A 17,094-nucleotide genomic window follows, 5' to 3' on the forward strand; every position below is an offset into this window, starting at 1 on the left:
GTGCTTTCGCAAAAAATATTTCATTTCTTAATTACTTTTTCAGAGCACTATAATTCTTAGAAAAATACTTTTTGTCTTTTATTAATTGCCAGTTCGTAGACTTCCACATATTTTTTTGCAGATTCTTCCCACGTGAAACGCTTTTTCATTGCGTTTTCAATCAGGCGTTTCATTGCATTTTTATTATTATAATAAGTATACACAGCCCATCCAACTGTGTTAAAGAGTGATTCAGAATTTAAATCATCAAATTTAAACCCTGTACCTTCCAATGTTTTTTCGTCAAAATTTTCTACTGTATCATTAAGACCGCCTGTGGCTCTGACTAAAGGGAGAGTTCCATACCTTAAACTGTATATTTGATTTAATCCGCAGGGTTCAAATTTTGAAGGCATCAGGAAAAAATCAGCTCCGGCCTCAATTTTATGCGCAAGTTTGTTATTATATCCAAAATAACAACCCATTTTATCCGGTAATTTATGAGCAGCATCTCCAAAATAAAAATGTGACCAGATTTCTCCATCGCCAAGCAATACAAACTGTGCTTCGAAATCAAAAAGTTTATAAATAGTTTCAGCAAGTATATCAACGCCTTTTTGCCTTACCATCCTTGAAACAATCCCAAAAACAGGAACATCGTCTCTTACAGGAAGATTAAAAGTTTTTTGCAAGTCCCGTTTACATTCTTGCTTGCCTGAAAGATCGTTAATTGAATAATTTTTTTTAATAAATTTGTCAGTTTCAGGATTCCATTCATCGTAATCACAACCGTTTAGTATTCCGTATAAATCAGCTGATCTCTCTTTGACTACTCCTTCTAAACCCCATCCGTATTCAGGAGTTTGAATTTCACGTGCGTATCCTTCGCTAACGGTTGTCAATAAAGTTGAATGATAAATTCCGCCTTTCATAAGGTTTACTTTATTGTCAAATTCGAGTTCCAAAAAATTAAAATGCTCCCAGCCAATGCCGAGAACATCCATAAGACCTTCATAAAACTCGCCTTGATACTGCATATTGTGTATTGTAAGAATGCTTGAAGCCTTTCCAAGTTTATCATTCTTATAATCTGTATTTAAAAATACTGGTATTGCGGCTGTTTGCCAGTCATTAGCCTGAATTACATCAGGATAAAAATCTAATTTTTTGCAAAGCTGAAGGCAGGCTTTTGAGAAAAAGGCAAACCTGTTGTCATTATCCATGAACCCCTGTCCATTATCATCGTTATATATGCCTTTTCTTCCAAAATAGCCTTCATGTTCAATAAAGTACACAGGTACATCTGTTTCAGGAAGCTTTGATTCAAAGACACTGCACCAGATTTCTCCCAGAGCGCCCAGAGGTGTTCCTAATGCACCGGGAATTTCTTTTAAACCGTATTTTTGTTTGTCAATCGAGTAATATCTAGGAATCACTACTCTTACATCATGACCCAGATTTGCGAGTTCTTTCGGCAAAGTTCCAACTACATCAGCAAGTCCGCCTGTTTTTACAAACGGAACTGCTTCTGATGCACATATTAAAATTTTTAATTTTTTCTGCATTATATTTCTGCCTATTCAAATTTTGTTAGTAAAGTGCAGATTAATTTAAATATTTTCAAAATATTATACTGCCTGTAATTATTATATTTGCTAATTTTTACTTATCTATAGTTGAAATTATATAATATCCCCTATTTTATAACTTTATACATATAAGTCTAAAATTTCTAAAGATATAATCTTTATGTAAATTTAATGTAACAGTATATACTTTTTACGCACTTTATAAATATTAAATGTTTTTAATTATATATACATATATATAAATTATAAATAAATTGTATTTAGTAAATGTTAAAAATTAAAAGGAGATTTTAATGACATCAGTAAATTCTATTTCATCCTTCCAGAGAACAGGAAATCCAAACACAGATGCTCAGACTTACGCAACAAAGAACGGCATATCTCTTGAAGCGGCAAAAGCTAAGTTGCAAGCGCAGTTTGGCGCTCCAACAAAACCTACTTCGATTTTCGATAATTCATCCAAGAAATCAACTGCTTCAGATTCTTCAAGCAAGTCAGATAAAAGTGGTGAAAAGATACTTGACGCTCTGGTTTCAATAAAACTTAATGTTCAACCAAAACAAGGTCTTGCAAAAGAAAATGGCGTAACAAGTATTGAAGATCTTTCTAAGCTAAAATCAGATGCTACAACAGGCAAATCTTTAAATATCTCCGCATAATTAAAACTATTATAATAATTACAAAAACCTCTGCTAATGCAGGGGTTTTTACATAATTGAAGCCATAATAGCTTTTTGAGCATGAAGTCTGTTTTCAGCCTGTTCAAAAATAATTGAAGCATGTTCTTCAAGTACATCTGCCGTTATTTCTTCACCTCTATGCGCAGGTAAGCAGTGAAGAACAATTACATCATCCGAAGCACTCGAAAGTAATTCTTTATTCAACTGATAAGGTCTGAAAATTTTTCTTCTTGATTCTGTTTCTTCTTCCTGTCCCATGCTTGCCCATACGTCTGTATAGGCTATATTGGCATTTTTGACTGCTTCTGTCTGGTCTGAAGTTATTTGGATTTGCGAGCCGGATTTTTGCGCAATTTGTCTACACTTTGCCAAATATTCTTCTTGAGGCTCATAATCTTTCGGGCAACCTATAGAAACATCCATCCCCATAATTGAGCAGCCCGCTATAAGACTGTTTGCCATATTATTTCCATCGCCTACATAAGCCAGTTTGAGATTTTCCAGATATCCGAAATGCTCTTTTATGGTAAGTAAATCAGCCATAACCTGACAGGGATGAGAAAGATCTGTAAGTGCATTAATAACCGGGACATCAGCATATTTTGCAAATTCTATAACGTCTTCCTGTGCAAAAGTTCTTATCATTACTCCATCAACATATCTCGAAAGAACTCTAGCCGTATCGGCTATTGTTTCTCTCACTCCCAGATTAATTTCATCTTGTTTAAGCACAACTGCACTTCCGCCAAGCTGCTGAATCCCTACTTCAAAGCTTACTCTTGTTCTCAGGCTGGGTTTTGCAAAAATCATCGCAAGTGTTTTATTTTTTAATATATGGTGAGTTTGTTTTAGCTTATTTTCCTGTTTGAGTTTTGCTGCTAAATCAAGCAAATATGACAAACTTTCTCTGTCAAAATCAAGCAGGCTCAAAAAATCTCTTCCTTTTAAGTTCATAAAGTACTCCTTAAGGCAATTAAAATCCACAATAATTATACCAACTGAAAAATTTATAGCTATTATGTATTGTTAATAAATGTTGTAGAATTATTAAATAAATTAGCAAGAAGAGAATTTTATGTCTAAAAAAGAAATAAAATTAATAGCACTTGATGTAGACGGCACAATAATGGATAAAAACTTTAATATATCAAGTCAAGTTAAAACAGCCGTGAAAAAATCTATCGAAAAAGGTATACATGTACTGATTGCTACAGGCAGAATGTATAGTGCTACAGTTCCCATTGCAAAGCATCTCGGGCTAAAAACACCTCTTATTGTTTATCAGGGCAGTCTTATTCAAGAATTTTACGAGTCCGATAAAATACTTATGCATCATACTGTCCCATCAGATGTTTCTTTGCAGGTAATTAAAGATTTAAGAGAATATGGCGTTCAAATAAATGCTTATTTAAATGACAAACTTTATATTGAAAAAGAATCGGCAATTCTAGTTGAATATGCTGCTAAAAGAAATATTACCCTGTATAAAGTTGATAATTTTGACAATATAGACAAATTTGAGCCAACAAAAATCCTCGGAATGCATTATGATACTGATTTAATCAATAAAGTAAGGAATGAACTCAAAGAAAAATACAAAAATTTAATAAATATCACAAAATCGACTCCAAATTTTTGTGAATTCGTAAACAATAATTGTTCAAAAGCAAATTCTGTCTTATTTTTGGCTAAAAAGTGGAACATTAGCCAATCGCAAATTATGGCGATAGGCGATCAGGAAAACGATTTAGAAATGCTAAAAATTGCAGAAATCGGCATAGCAATGGGAAATGGAGATAAGGGACTTCAGGATATGGCTGATTATATAACTGAATCAGTTGATAATAATGGTGTAGCTCACGCTATAGAAAAGTTTGTACTGGATTAAACGGGTAATAAATCATGCAATATAGAATTGGCAACGGTTATGATATACACAGACTTGTTGAGGGCAGAAAATTAGTCATAGGCGGAGTAGAAATACCCTACAAGTGCGGTTTATTGGGACATTCTGATGCTGATGTACTTATACATGCAATTATGGACGCAATGCTGGGAGCTGTATCTCTCGGGGATATAGGGACTCATTTCCCTCCAACTGACGAAAAATACAAAGATATTAGCAGTATTGAACTCTTAAAAACTGTTAAAAAGCTTATAAAATCAGAAAATTATTGCATAAGCAATATAGATGCGGTAATTCAGGCAGAAAAACCCAAAATGGCTGATTATATAACATTAATGAGAGAGATCTTGTCTGAAATTTTAGAGATAACAAAAGATAAAATCTCTATAAAAGCAACTACCATGGAAGGACTTGGATCTATAGGCGAAGGAAAAGCAATTGCTTCTTATGCCGTAGTTTTATTATGTAAAGAACAGCTTGATTTTACTGCATAAACTTTGTTATTAACGAAAGAAAATCCGTCGACTCAGGCTTATTGCTTTTTTCAAAAGTTATTCTGCCTGTTTCTATATCTACAGGTTTATTTTTCTCAGCAAAATCAGTTTTGAGATAATTTATCAAAACTTCTCTTTCTGTATCGTATTTTTGAATTATATGTTTATCATCAACCACTGTTTTATCGTTTTCAGTTTTAACATAATCTGTCATAATGCCTTTTTGGGAAAGATTTACAATCATATAATCCGTTAACGCAACAGTAAATTCTTTATTAGCTCCTTCCTCTGTAAAATTGCCTTGAGAATCAACAAGTTCGTATTGTTTATTACCATTTTTATCTACAGTATATAAGTTTACTAATTGTTTATCAGCATTTACAGTGTATTTTAAACCTGAAATTTGGAATAGTCCCTGATTTGCATTTTCTTTGCCTGTAGAATCAACTCCTAATTTTATTATGTCTGCGATTTGTTTTCCTGTACATTTAATTTTGACTACTGTATTTGAAAAGGGAATGCAATATTCCAGATTCCTTGATGTAAGCGGACCTGCTTCAATAAATGCTCTATAAGTTCCTGCATTTGTAAGTGCTACATCAGCATTAGTTGTTTTTCTCATAGCATCTGTACCGAGATTAGCAAGCGGATTTTCCTCTACTAAAGGATTTTCCGGTCTGATGGTTTTGCTCAATGTTCCCAATGGTAATGCCGGTTCTAAAATTTGGTCTTCATTGTCTTTTACATCCTGATTTTCGTTATAATCATATATTGATTTGGTTATATTCACCGGCTCGTGTCCTTTGGAAAGGTTTATCCTTCCTTCTTTATCAAATTCAACGCTTACTTCTCCGCAATTTCTTTCATTTCCTGCCTGAACAATCAAAACAGGTTCATTTTTCGGTGACATAAACAGATTTTGTTCAGGAACAACTCCTTTGAGAAGTGTATGAGAGTGCCCGCCTACTATAATATCAATATCCGGAACGCTTTTGGCTATTTCTCTATCTACTTTTATTCCCAAATGAGAAAGTAAAATAAATTTATTTAACGAAGGATCTTTTTCCTTAAGTCTTTCAATTTCTCTTGAAATATCTTTTTTGGTTTGTCCTAAATCATTTATTTTACAGTCATTAAATTTATAGTCATTAGCTGTAGCACCAACAATGCCGAATTTTTCATTATTTTTAGTAATTATTTTAGACTGTAAAAGTCCTTCTTCTTTGTATATTTTATCGTCGGCAGCAACTGAATTACAGGAAATATAGTTATTAAACAGCAGTCTTGGCGCTATTTTGAAAAGTTTGTTCAACTCACCGTAAAAATTTGTACCGTTATCCCATTCATGATTTCCAACAGCGGACGCATCTATGTTCATTTTTTTTAAAAGTCTGAAAATAAGAATATTTTTTTTTAGATCATTTCCTGCTGTAATATCTCCGCCTGTCAGCTTAAAGTTGTCTGTATCTTTATGATTATTATCAAATTCATCAGATGCATTTTTTAAACGTCTGAATGCAGGAATATTCCCGTGGTAATCACTAAAATAGAAGATATTTAATCTTTTTTGATTATTATAGCTTTGATTAGCTATTGAATTTAACATAAATTTATCTTCCTGAACAAAATTATAATGCAGCTGCTAACTATACAAAACATCTAAAAAAAAAAATTGCCAGTAAAATTAATAAATTTTTCTTGAAAAAAATCTATTTAATATATGATAATTTAAATTAAGCATTAGTTATAAATTAAAGTTCGAGATTTAAATATATAATGAGATACAAAAAATTATTAAACATATTATTGATTATAGGGATTATGGGCTTTGGGCTGAAATCCTGTATAAATGCTGACATTCCCGAAATTATAAAAAATAAAATTAAAACTGAAAGTTCACTTAAAATTGCTGATAAGCAACTTGCACCCTTCAAAACTGTTGTAATTAACGGTGTTGAATATCGTCAGGCAAGAGGCGAAATCGGGAAATATGGCGGAACTTTGTATTCCTCAAGTATAGGAGAAGGACCAAAAACTTTTAATCCGTGGGATTCAACTGATGCAACGTCTTCTTTAATGGGCGAAATGATGTTTGACGGGCTCGTATCAACTGATGCATACACAGGTCAGGTTATTCCTCTTATTGCAAAATCGGTTAAAATTGATAAAACCGGCTGTATTTATACTATAGAATTAAGAAAAGGTTTAAAATGGTCTGATGGTTTCCCAATTACCTCGGATGATGTTGTATTTACGTGGAAAGACATTATAGCAAACGGATTTGGTAATACAAGCATGCTCGATAATGCCTTAATTAACGGAAAAGCTCCGGAGGTAAAAGCTATTGACAAATATAAGGTGCAGTTTACAACTTCGCAGCCGTTTGCCCCGTTTTTAAGACAGCTGAGCCAGAGCATTGCCCCAAAACACATACTTGCGCCTATTGTAAAAAAAGGCAAAAAAGAATTTAATTCTTTCTGGGGGGTAATAACACCGCCAGATAAATTTGTAACCAGCGGAATGTTTAAGCTTTCCAGATATATTCCAGCCCAAAGAGTAGAATTTGTACGTAATCCCGATTATTATATGGTGGATAAAAAAGGTCAAAAGCTTCCTTATCTTGATAAATATATTATTTATATTGTAGGAGATTTAAATAATCAGGTTCTCAAATTTGAAGCAAAGCAGCTTGATATGATTACTCTTAACGGTGCTGACGTGGCAAGATTCAAAGAAATGGAGAAAAAATCTGATTATAAAGTCTATAACCTTGGGCCTGACACAGGAACTATGTTTTTGTCGTTTAATCTCAACACCAGAAAAAATGCAGACGGACAATATTACGTGGACCCGATTAAACAGAAGTGGTTCGGCGATAAAAACTTTAGAAAAGCTGTCAGTCTTTCTATAGACAGAGAAAGCATTGTAATTAATATTTTAAGAGGAGTCGGTGCGCCCCTTTATACAGCAGAAAGCCTGTCTTCAATTTTTTTAAATCAAAAACTTAAAAACGGAGAACCGAGAAATCCCGATAAAGCAAGGAAATTACTTAAAGAATCAGGGTTTTACCGGAGCAGTACAGGGCAACTTTACGATAAAACAGGACACAAAGTTGAATTTAATTTGTCTACAAACGCAGGAAACACTGAAAGAGAATCCGTAGGCGTTATGCTCAAACAGGATCTTGAAGAACTCGGGATTCAAGTTAATTTCAAGCCTATAGAGTTTAATGTACTGGTTGGAAAACTTGTTGATTCACTAGATTGGGATGCGGTTGTAATGGGGCTTACAGGAAGTCCTCTGGAGCCGCATGGCGGAAGAAATGTATGGAGCAGTACAGGTACGCTCCACATGTTTAATCAGAGAAAAGGAAAAGACTTAATACACCCCAAAGATACTTTGCCATGGGAAAAAGAAATTGATACAATCTTCGAAGACGGTGCTAAAACAGTTGATTTTAAGAAACGAAAACAAATTTACGATAAATATCAAGAAATTGTATGGATTAACAACCCTTTTATTTATATTTATTCGCCTTTAAGGGTTTATGCCGTCAGAAACAAATTTGGCAATATGAATCCGACTTCTCTTGGTGGAGTTACACACAATTTAGAAGAAATTTATGTGAAAAATAATAGTGATAAATAAAAAATCGACAGAAAGAAAATAAATGTCCTTACCTGTTTATATACTGAAAAGAATATTACAAGCAATACCATTGTTGATTATTGTGTCAATAATGAGCTTTATAATCATTAAGTTAAGCCCCGTTGATCCACTTGCAGAACTAAAGCTAAATCCTGCTATTTCCCCACAGGTTTTACAGGCAGAAAAACAAAGGCTGGGTCTTGATTTACCTGTTTATAAACAATATTTCAACTGGGTAGGAAATTTTGTTAAAGGAGATCTGGGTGTTTCTACTTCGGGGGAAAAAGTAGCAGACAGATTAATGGAAAGAATACCGAACACACTGCTTTTAACAATTTCAGTCATAATTATTACGTGGTTAATTGCGATTCCTCTGGGAATTTATGCTGCACTACATTGGAAGTCGAGTTTTGACAGATTATTAACAGTAATTTCTTCAATGGGGATGGCAGTTCCTACATTTTTCTTTGCTTTACTGCTGCTGATTTTTGCGGTTAAAACAGGTTGGTTTCCCGTTGGAGGACTTACCAGCGTAGGATTTGAAAATTTTAATCCTGTCCATAAATTTTTGGATATAGCGCATCACCTTGTTTTGCCTGTAATTGTCTTAACAACCGCAAGCCTTGCAGGTTTACAAAGGCAAATGAGAGGAAATCTTCTAGATGTTCTCGAATCAGACTACGTAAAAATGGCTAGAGCAAAGGGGCTTCCCGAAAACATAGTTATCTACAAACATGCGGTAAGAAATGCAATAAACCCTATGGTTACTCTATTAGGCTTTGAGTTTGCTTCTCTTTTAAGTGGAGCAGCGCTTACAGAATTTGTTCTTCAATATCCCGGTCTTGGCAGATTAATGCTGGAAGCTGTTATGAAGTCAGACATCAATCTGGTTATGGCTTCTCTTATAATTGGAACTTTAATGCTCATTGCAGGTAATCTTATAGCGGATATACTTTTGAAATTTATTGACCCCCGCGTTAGTTTGGATTAAATATATGAAAAAATTTTTTAATAAATTGTCAAATAATAAATTTTATAAAAAACTCACTAAAGACAAGTTTGTGTTTATTTCTCTGCTTATCCTCTTCTTTCTTTATCTTTCTATAACATTCGCGGGATTTTTTGCAACTTACGGAAAAATGTTCAGCGACAGAAGGCTTTCTTATGCTCCACCATCAAAAATATTCGTCATAGACCAAAATGGCAAACTTTCGCTGCCTTATACATACAATTATAAAAGAACCTTTAATCCTGAAAATTTTCAAATGGACTTTCAGCTTGACAGAAGCCAAAAATATTATCTGAGATTCTTTTCACAGGGGGATAAATACAAATTACTTAATCTTATTCCCTGTAAAACCCACCTTGTAACAGTAAATTCTCAGGGAAGACTCTTTCTGCTGGGCACTGATATAAACGGAAGAGATATTTTTTCCAGATTATTTTACGGTGGACAAATTTCTTTAACTATCGGCTTTCTTGCTTTATTGATTTCTTTTCCTATAGGGCTTTTATATGGCGGAATAGCAGGGTATTTCGGAGGAGCTGTAGACAATTACATGATGCGTGTTGCGGAAGCTATTATGAGCATTCCAAGCTTTTATCTGTTGATAAGTCTTGCGGCTATTTTACCTGCTAATATGACGAGTATTCAAAGATTTACACTTATTATCGCAATACTTGCATTTATAGGCTGGGCGGGATTAAGCAGAGTAGTTCGAGGAATGGTTTTATCAATTAAAAATCAGGAATTTGTTGAAGCGGCAAAAGCAATAGGCGCAAGTCCTATGCGAATAATTATAAAGCATATCCTGCCTCAGACAGCTAGTTATGTAATAGTTGCAATAACATTAAGCGTACCGGGATATATTCTTGCAGAATCCGGCTTGAGTTTTTTAGGACTTGGCATTCAGCAGCCTGATGCCAGCTGGGGAAATATGCTTAAAGAAGCACAGGAATATATTAATGTGCTATATCGTCCATGGCTGCTGACTCCAGGGGTTTTAATCTTTATTACGGTACTTGCTTTTAATCTTGTAGGAGACGCTGTAAGAGACATCCTAGATCCGAAAAGTCGAGTTCGAAAATAGAGATAAATGTTAATGTATTGTTGAAAAAACTAATAATTTCAGGTATATTATATTTCAGGGATATAAATTAGAGATACAAAGTTGTGACATGGAAATTATTAGAATAAAAACAGAAATTGTTTATATTTAATAGAGATCAAAAGGAGATTTAAGCTTAATGGATTATAAATGCACTGTTGAACTAAAAGGAGACCTGTTTGATTCTCTCAGGCTTACTTCTGTGCTTGATGAAATAGCAGACAGTGATTCAACATGCAAAATTAAAGAACTTAAAATAGGTGAAACAAGAACAGAACCTTCTTATGCAAGAATAAAAATACGTTCCGAAAAGAAAAAAACCCTTGATGAGTTAATTAAAAGCTTAAAAAAATACAATGCTACTCCTGTCAAAATAGTTTACAGAAATATAGAGATTCAGGGGCATATAGTAGATTCTTTAATTTTATCTAAAATACTCGATATGATATTTAACAGCAAAGCAAGATGTGAAATTCTGGAAACTAAAATAGGGGTGGAAAAAAAAGATTTTTCTTATGCAAAAATTAAAATTATTACTACAAACCAAAAAGATATGGATGATCTTTTAGAAAAATTGATTAAACAAGGCGCAGTCCTCATAGAACATTAATTCGTATTTAAAAGGATTTAAAAAATATGACTGTTAAATTTTTAATGTGTCCGCCTGATTATTATAATAATATTGATTATGAAATAAATCCATGGATGAAAAAGGGTACAGGATGTGACAATAAAATTTCTGTTGAAAAGTGGAATGAATTAAAAAGCATTATAACAAATCTTGGCGCGGAAGTTTTGACAATGAAGGCTCAGCCGGGGCAGCCGGATATTATTTTTACAGCAAATGCGGCATTGATTTACAAGAATACCGCAGTAATAAGCAGATTTAGACCTTCTGAAAGACAGCCTGAAGAAAAGTTTTATGCTGATTGGCTTCAGAAACAAGGTTTTGATATTGAATATATTCCTGAAAACATGCATTTTGAAGGTGCAGGTGATGCTTTATTTTCGGGAGAAACTCTGTATTCAGGCTATATAACAAGAACTGATATAACTTCTCATACTTATATTGCTTATTTATCAAATTTAAAAATAATTTCTCTTGAATTGGCTGATAAAAGATTTTATCACCTTGATACCTGCTTTTGCCCGCTTTCAGAAGGATATTTAATGTATTATCCGCCTGCCTTTGATGAATACGCAAATAAAATTATCGAAAAAGATTTTCCTGAAGAAAAACGCATTATAGTTACAGAAAATGAAGCAATGGGATTTTGTTGCAATGCTGTCAATATTGACAGGTCTGTAATAATGAACAATACAACTGACAGATTGAAAAACGAGCTGAAAGAAAAAGGATTTGACTCCTACGAAGTCGATTTATCGGAATTTATTAAAGCAGGCGGTTCAGCCAAATGCTTAACTCTCAGGCTTAATTAACTAATCTTTAATCTACAATCTACCGGTTAATATTCAGATTTATATTTATATTATAAATTTTAATTTTAATCGGAGAATTATTAATGAAAAAAAATATTTATCTATTATCAATATTTTTCCTTGTTTTTTTATTTTTATATTTAACACCTATATTAAACAAATCAGGTGCAAATAAAACTTTTCAATTCTGTCAGGCATTAATACCATCAGAAATAAGCAGCTTTAGCAACAAATCTGAATCAGATGATTATCACAATATAAAAAATTTAAGTTCATTTTCTTCCGAACCAACTTTTAATATTTACAACACTCCAAATGATTATGACCCGCAGGAAATTAACAACAGAGAAAATGTTTTAATAATTTTGGACTGTTCTTACAGTATGGATGATGAAGTTAGAGGCAAAAGAAAAATCGACATAGCTCGTGATGTAATTAATGATGTATTAGGACAGCTTCCAAAAAATATTAATCTAGGTTTCAGGGTTTATGGTCAAAAAGATGGCGGTTTGTTCGGTATTGACGGCTGTAAAGCAACAGAGCTTATGGTTCCGATAGGTTATAAAACACAAAACGCAATATCAGCAAAATTAAAAAACATAGATGCTGTTGGTTGGACACCAATATGTTATTCTCTTGATAAATCTATAAGCACCGATTTTATAGGGATAAGCGGCAGTAAAAGGATTATTCTTGTTAGTGACGGGATGGATACTTGCGGCGGAAGTCCCTGTGATTTTGCTGTTAATCTTATGAAAAGAAGAACAGATGTAACAATAGATGTTATAGGCTTTGATATCAGATCGGAACCTTCTGCAATAAGCCAGTTAAAATGCACAGCGCTCGCTACTCACGGAAAATTTTATACTGCTGATAATTCAGCTGAATTCACAAAAAGCCTTAAAAACAGTTTGAATATTAAAAAAGAAGTTGAGGGCAAAATTTTTTCAAAATAAAATTAAATGCTAAAATAAAAAAATAATTAAAAGATGAGGAATAAATTTATGGGAAAAAAATTAAAAATATTGGCTTTAGCTTTTGCAGCAGCAATAACAGTTTCACATACAGGTATTTGCGCTGATACAATCGCAAAAAATCCTATCAATGCAGTAAAAGCAGCCGAAACAACAACCTCTGTTTCTGCGGAAACTGTAGATCCTCTCGATCTTGTTGCTAATCCTCAATGCTATCTTAATAAAAAAATCAAAATAGTAGCTCTGTTTGATAAATTTTCTGTAATAGGGCTTGACTATGCACCTGTAAACAGAAGTTCAAAAGATTATATTTCTTTTATTATCAAAAGACCTGATGTAGAAAATAAAGGCTACTCAATTCCACTTTCCGAACTTAAATTTATTTTAAAAAGAGACAAAGCAGAGAAACTTATCGATCTTGAAAGCGGAAATAAAATAGAGATTAAAGGCACAGTATTTTCTGCGGCACTTGGAGATCCATGGGTTGATGTAGATGAAGTAAAAATTCTGGAAGCTAAGCCTTGTACCGCTAAAAAAGCTGATAGAATCAAATAAATCTGCTATCAAGATTATTTTTTAGTGCCGGCTTCATATCCTGAAGTTAAAAATAAAAGCGGCAAAATTCTATTTATACATAATTTCCCTGCAAGACGCGGGTCTGCCAATATTAAAGCCCATGAAACGTCATCAATGTGCATAAGACCGTCTTTTAATTTCATTGATCTTTTATAATGGTTTTTATTACCATCATAATAATTGTTAATTTTATTACATATCATAGAAGATAGCGGCATCCCGCCTCCTATGCCGACAATAACTGCCAAGATTTTTGCAGCTTTAGAGCTGAAAGCATTTTTGATTTTGGCTTTTTCAACTAATTTATCCAATCCTGTTACAATACTTGCCGGAATTACAATATTACCAAACTGATAGATTCCTTCTTTTATTTTATTTTTGGTATTTTGGTTTTTATCAGAAATAATACCGCCTGTAATTCCACCCAGTATTGAGCTGCCTCCTAAAATTAAAAATTCTTTCAGCTTTGTTTCTATATCCAAAAAGCTTGAAATCTTATTTTTCAGCGCAATTAAATTTGTTTTAATATCATTTGACTTGCTTATCATCTCTAAATTGTTTTTCAGGGATTTCCCCTGATATTTTCTGATAAACAATAATGAAGCAAAAGTAGCCAGTGCCGAGGTACTTAGTACAGGTAAATTGAGTTTATCTTTTTTTTCTTCTTTTTTTTCAAAAGAAGTATTTTTTGCTGCACAATTATTATTGGAACAGGTTTTAGCTGTTTCATAGTTATTGTATATTTCTTTATTTACAAAATTAGTCGTTATTGACATTACTACTTTTAACCGCTTTCTATAGTTATAAACATAAATAAATTCTTATTATTGCTAGTTAACTGGAATTTATTTAAAAAAATTAACATAATATTGCTGATAAATTCTTCGCCTGCGCATCGGTCTTTATTTATAAAATTTTTGTAAACTTGAAAGACAGAAATTTGTGTTTGTAGTATTTTATTAATGAAGATATTAGTTTACGAAATAGAAATTAAAGTCTGAAATACAGAATTCTAAGTTCGCAAGACTAAACTCTTTCATAGTCCTTAGCAAATTTTAACCTGAAAGGTACATAAGTATGGTAAAAAAACTTATTACAGAAGACACAAAATTATTTATGACGGGCAATGAAGTCATTGCTTATGCGGCAGTGGCAGCCGGTGCAGAGTTTATGTACGGTTATCCGATTACACCTCAAAACGAAATTATGCACACTTGGTGTAAATTACTCCCTAAAACAGAAGCCGGCTTTTTGCAGACAGAAGATGAGATCTCAGCCGGTTTTTCTACGTTAGGCGGTATTTTAGTCGGTAAAAAAGCTTTTACAGCAACAGCAGGTCCGGGAAACGTTATTATGCAAGACGCTATGTCAATGGCTGAAATGATGAGAATTCCTTTTGTATGCGCAGTTATGCAAAGAGGTGGACCTAGCACAGCTACAGTTATTTATGCACAACAAGAAACAACTTTAACATGTTTTGGCGGCAACGGTGAAGGACACAGAATTGTTTATTCAACCGCGGGTCACCAGGATTTATACGACTATACAATCAAAGCTTTCAACACAGCATGGAAACACAGATTTCCTACTTTCATTTTAGCTGACGGATATCAGGGCAAAATGAGAGAACCTGTAGTGGCTTATGATCCGGCTTCCAGAGGAATCGAAATGCTTCCTGCTGTTCCTACATTAAGAGGCGACGGCAAAATCGGTGTTGACAGAAAATCTGTACACATCAGAAATACTTTCAACCTTGAAGAAGAACTTATGGAAGTTCTTGATTCTTACGAAGCAGAATTCAACAAAATAGCTCCTGAAATTGCAGAATTTAAAGAATATAAAGCTGAAGACGCCGATATTCTTATCATAGCACACGGAATCGTAGCAAGAAGTGCTATGACAGCTATTGATATTTTAAGAGCAAGAGGAATTAAAGCAGGTTTATTCAGACCAATTACAGTTAGACCTCTGGCTGTACCTGCATTAAGAAAAGCTTGTGACAGAGCGAAGAAAATTCTCTTTACCGAATCAGCTAACGGTCAGCTTGCAAGAATGGTTCTTAAAGAAATTTACGGCTGCACAACACCTTATGACACATTATATAAAATGGGCGTCGGTGTAACAGGGGATGATCTCGTAAACAAGGTTGAATCTATGTCAGAAACCTTAGTTTGCTAGATATAACAATTAATTGTCATTGCAAGTAAGTGTTAAACACAGAACTGGCAATCTTTTCAAAATGTTTTTACTTTATACGCAAATGGAAAGGTGCTGAATTAATTTCAGAATGACAAAAAAGACAATAAATAAACAATATTATAGGAGAATAAATAAAATATGCCAGAATTATTAACATTACCTCCAAGACTGCCGAAAGCGCAAAATGAAGAAGTCGGAGCAAGCAAATTTTGCCCCGGTTGCGGTCACGGTATGATATTAAAGACTTTAGCATTTGCCATAGATGAAATGGAATTAAAAGATAAAACCGTTTTTGGCTGTGATATAGGATGCAGCTTATTAGCGTGGAATTTTCTTGATGTAGATACAGTTCAGACACACCACGGAAGAACAACACCAGTTATTTACGGTGTAGTAAGAGCAAGACCTGAAATTGTAGGAATTGCTTATATGGGAGACGGCGGTGGTCTTGCTATCGGTGCTCAGCATTTGGTAAACGCTGCTGTTAGAAACGAAAAAATGTTTGCCATACTTGTGAACAACACAAATTATGGTATGACAGGCGGGCAAATGGCTCCAACCACATTGCCGGGACAAGTTACAGAAACAACTCCTTATGGAAGAGACCCTGAAACAACCGGCAAACCTGCAAAAGGTGCTGAAATGGTAGCTGCTATCGTTGATACAGACAAAGCTTATGTTGCAAGAGCAACTTGCAGCAATCTAAGATCATTAAAAACTACCTTCAAAAAAGCTCTTACCAACGTATCTGAAGGCAGAGGCTTCTCGTTTGTTGAAGTTCTTTCAATCTGTCCGTTAAACTGGAGAACTAATAATGTTCAAACATTTGAAAGACTTAAAACAATGGAAGATTACTTTAAAGTAGGTGAATTGGTTGTTCCTCAAGGACTGGAAGGAGTTAAGTAATGTCAAGAACAAAAATAGTACTAGCTGGAGAAGGCGGACACGGTGTGCAGAGTGTTGCAAAAATACTTGTAGAAGCGGGATATGCTGCTGATAAAAATGTTTTATATATTCCTAACTTTGGTGTAGAGCAAAGAGGCGGAGTAAGTATTGCATTTTGCCAGATTGCTGACGAAGAAATAGGCGAACCAAGATTCTCAAAAGGTGACATTGTAATTATGTTATCTGACAGGGCTATTGAACGCTGCTCAACTTATGTAGACGAGAATACAACTGTTATATATGACAGTTCAATTTGTAATACAAAACCTGTAATGAAAGCAAAAGAAATCATTGATATTCGTGCTAACAAATTAGCTCATGATGAGCTTACTTCAAGAGTTTTCAACATAATAATTCTTGGTGCAGTTATTAAAGCAACAAATGTTATTGATCTTCAATACGTAAAACAAGCTATGGAACAGGCACTTGGTAAAAAATTCACTGCTAAACCCGAATTAAGAGAACTTAATCATAAAGCTCTTGAAATGGGAATGGCGTTAATTCAAGCCAAAGCGGCTGTTTAATAAACTTAAAATAATTTTATAATTATTTATGA

At 33.8% G+C, this 17,094-nt stretch carries 17 protein-coding genes; 13 read left to right on the forward strand and 4 right to left on the reverse strand.

Features of this window, described 5'->3' with window-relative positions; translation table 11 throughout:
• Positions 1–56: 56 nt before the first annotated feature.
• Positions 57–1,544: a glycogen synthase GlgA gene (glgA, locus tag WCG23_06060; GenBank protein ID MEI8389433.1), complete on the reverse strand. Its 1,488-nt coding sequence runs from the start codon at positions 1,542–1,544 to the stop codon at positions 57–59.
• 317 nt (positions 1,545–1,861) lie between these two features.
• Between glgA and WCG23_06065 the strand changes: the two genes are divergently transcribed.
• Entirely contained in the window at positions 1,862–2,227 is a 366-nt protein-coding gene (locus WCG23_06065; protein ID MEI8389434.1) for a hypothetical protein, read from the forward strand.
• A gap of 48 nt (positions 2,228–2,275) precedes the next feature.
• Here WCG23_06065 and argF read toward each other — a convergent pair whose 3' ends face one another.
• Positions 2,276–3,202: an ornithine carbamoyltransferase gene (gene argF, locus WCG23_06070; protein MEI8389435.1), complete on the reverse strand. Its 927-nt coding sequence runs from the start codon at positions 3,200–3,202 to the stop codon at positions 2,276–2,278.
• A 121-nt stretch (positions 3,203–3,323) separates the two neighbouring features.
• Between argF and WCG23_06075 the strand changes: the two genes are divergently transcribed.
• Together WCG23_06075 and ispF are read left to right on the forward strand one after the other, a co-directional pair.
• Entirely contained in the window at positions 3,324–4,136 is an 813-nt protein-coding gene (locus tag WCG23_06075) for an HAD family hydrolase (protein MEI8389436.1), read from the forward strand.
• 14 nt (positions 4,137–4,150) lie between these two features.
• Positions 4,151–4,648, forward strand: coding sequence for a 2-C-methyl-D-erythritol 2,4-cyclodiphosphate synthase (gene ispF, locus WCG23_06080; protein MEI8389437.1), 498 nt, complete (start codon positions 4,151–4,153; stop codon positions 4,646–4,648).
• Here ispF and WCG23_06085 read toward each other — a convergent pair.
• Positions 4,638–6,254 carry a 5'-nucleotidase C-terminal domain-containing protein gene (locus WCG23_06085; GenBank protein ID MEI8389438.1) on the reverse strand — a complete coding sequence of 539 codons (1,617 nt, stop codon included), beginning with the start codon at positions 6,252–6,254 and terminating at the stop codon, positions 4,638–4,640. The two genes, ispF and WCG23_06085, sit on opposite strands and share 11 nt — an antisense overlap.
• A gap of 170 nt (positions 6,255–6,424) precedes the next feature.
• Here WCG23_06085 and WCG23_06090 point away from each other — a divergent pair, with 170 nt between their 5' ends.
• The 7 genes from WCG23_06090 (at position 6,425) to WCG23_06120 (ending at position 13,373) form a co-directional block, all read left to right on the forward strand.
• A complete protein-coding gene (locus WCG23_06090) occupies positions 6,425–8,296 on the forward strand; it encodes an ABC transporter substrate-binding protein (GenBank protein MEI8389439.1) in 1,872 nt (623 codons plus the stop codon).
• A gap of 22 nt (positions 8,297–8,318) precedes the next feature.
• Positions 8,319–9,287 carry an ABC transporter permease gene (locus WCG23_06095; GenBank protein ID MEI8389440.1) on the forward strand — a complete coding sequence of 323 codons (969 nt, stop codon included), beginning with the start codon at positions 8,319–8,321 and terminating at the stop codon, positions 9,285–9,287.
• A gap of 4 nt (positions 9,288–9,291) precedes the next feature.
• Entirely contained in the window at positions 9,292–10,386 is a 1,095-nt protein-coding gene (locus WCG23_06100; GenBank protein MEI8389441.1) for an ABC transporter permease, read from the forward strand.
• Between the two features lie 157 nt (positions 10,387–10,543).
• Entirely contained in the window at positions 10,544–11,014 is a 471-nt protein-coding gene (locus WCG23_06105) for a hypothetical protein (protein ID MEI8389442.1), read from the forward strand.
• Between the two features lie 26 nt (positions 11,015–11,040).
• The gene (locus tag WCG23_06110) at positions 11,041–11,844 is read left to right on the forward strand and encodes an arginine deiminase-related protein (GenBank protein ID MEI8389443.1); all 804 of its coding nucleotides are present in this window, start codon (positions 11,041–11,043) and stop codon (positions 11,842–11,844) included.
• 83 nt (positions 11,845–11,927) lie between these two features.
• On the forward strand, positions 11,928–12,800 hold the full coding sequence (locus WCG23_06115) for a VWA domain-containing protein (protein MEI8389444.1): 873 nt from the start codon (positions 11,928–11,930) through the stop codon (positions 12,798–12,800).
• 48 nt (positions 12,801–12,848) lie between these two features.
• Entirely contained in the window at positions 12,849–13,373 is a 525-nt protein-coding gene (locus WCG23_06120) for a hypothetical protein (protein ID MEI8389445.1), read from the forward strand.
• 14 nt (positions 13,374–13,387) lie between these two features.
• Here WCG23_06120 and WCG23_06125 read toward each other — a convergent pair whose 3' ends face one another.
• Positions 13,388–14,170: a hypothetical protein gene (locus tag WCG23_06125; GenBank protein ID MEI8389446.1), complete on the reverse strand. Its 783-nt coding sequence runs from the start codon at positions 14,168–14,170 to the stop codon at positions 13,388–13,390.
• A 301-nt stretch (positions 14,171–14,471) separates the two neighbouring features.
• Here WCG23_06125 and WCG23_06130 point away from each other — a divergent pair, with 301 nt between their 5' ends.
• From WCG23_06130 to WCG23_06140, 3 genes are all read left to right on the forward strand, one after another.
• Positions 14,472–15,572: a transketolase C-terminal domain-containing protein gene (locus tag WCG23_06130; GenBank protein MEI8389447.1), complete on the forward strand. Its 1,101-nt coding sequence runs from the start codon at positions 14,472–14,474 to the stop codon at positions 15,570–15,572.
• A 159-nt stretch (positions 15,573–15,731) separates the two neighbouring features.
• Positions 15,732–16,499: a thiamine pyrophosphate-dependent enzyme gene (locus WCG23_06135; GenBank protein ID MEI8389448.1), complete on the forward strand. Its 768-nt coding sequence runs from the start codon at positions 15,732–15,734 to the stop codon at positions 16,497–16,499.
• Entirely contained in the window at positions 16,499–17,062 is a 564-nt protein-coding gene (locus WCG23_06140) for a 2-oxoacid:acceptor oxidoreductase family protein (protein MEI8389449.1), read from the forward strand. The genes WCG23_06135 and WCG23_06140 overlap by 1 nt, the downstream gene beginning before the upstream one ends.
• Positions 17,063–17,094: the final 32 nt, after the last annotated feature.

It is taken from the genome of bacterium, from assembly GCA_037147175.1.
Lineage (GTDB): Bacteria > Cyanobacteriota > Vampirovibrionia > Gastranaerophilales > UBA9971 > UBA9971.